The 933-nt window shown below is 79.1% G+C and carries 1 pseudogene; it reads right to left on the reverse strand.

Annotation, left to right across the window (positions count from 1 at the left end):
- A pseudogene (locus DZG00_RS15835) lies at positions 1–933 on the reverse strand (glycosyltransferase family 2 protein); the annotation flags it as partial.

Below are 933 nucleotides of genomic sequence, written 5' to 3' on the forward strand. Positions count from 1 at the left end.
CGCCACCGCGATCAGCGGGACGGCGCCGGGCAGGCCGAGGCCCAGGCCGTCGACGAGGTCGGCCCAGCCGCCGAGCCCGGCGGTCGGGAAGCCGAGCGCGAGCCCGGGCACGTCGGCGGGCGTGAAGCCCGCGGGGACGGCCGGGTCGGCGGCGAGGGCGAGCGGCTGCCCCTGCATCACCCGGTAGGCCACGAGGGGCGCGACGAGCGCGAGGAGCGGGACGGGGATCGTCACGAGGCGGCCGGCTCGGCGTCCGGCCCGCACGGTGGCGACGACCCAGAGCACGAGCACGGCCGGGACGAGCGAGGGGGCGGACGCGCCGACGGCGGCCATCAGGATCCCCGCCACGGCGGACGCGGACCACGAGCGCGGCGCCCGCAGCACCGCGAGCGCGAGCCACGGGAGGAGCAGGTGCGCGAGCACGGCGGGCAGGCGGCCCTCGCCGAGCGCGATGAGCAGGGTGGGCGCGAGGGTCCAGACGAGGGCGGCCAGCGCGCGCAGCCAGGAGTTCCGCGTGAGCTGCGCGGCGCACAGCCAGGCGGCGAGGGCGGCGAGCGGCAGCGCGGCCACGAACAGCCCGAGGACGGCGAGCGACGGATCCCACGCGGTGACGCTGCCGAGCACCGCGAGCACGTACGCGAACGGGTCGGAGGGGGCGACGGGCCCGGCACCGGATCCGCGGACGCCGATCCCGACCTGCGCCCACAGCGCGCCCGCGCTCGGGCCCAGCGGCAGCAGCTGCCCGCCGACGAGGGCGGTGCCGGTCAGCCGCGGGAGCCACATCACGGCGGACAGGAGGAGCGCCGCGAGGACGGTCCAGCCGCCGCCCGTCGCGAGGAACTCCACGCCGTCGGGGACGCCCATGTGCTCGACGCGGTACTGCTCGCGGGCGAGCGAGCGCCGTCGGCGACCGACCGCGAGCGGCTGGCGCAG

The organism is Clavibacter lycopersici (assembly GCF_003576405.1).
Classification (GTDB): domain Bacteria; phylum Actinomycetota; class Actinomycetes; order Actinomycetales; family Microbacteriaceae; genus Clavibacter; species Clavibacter lycopersici.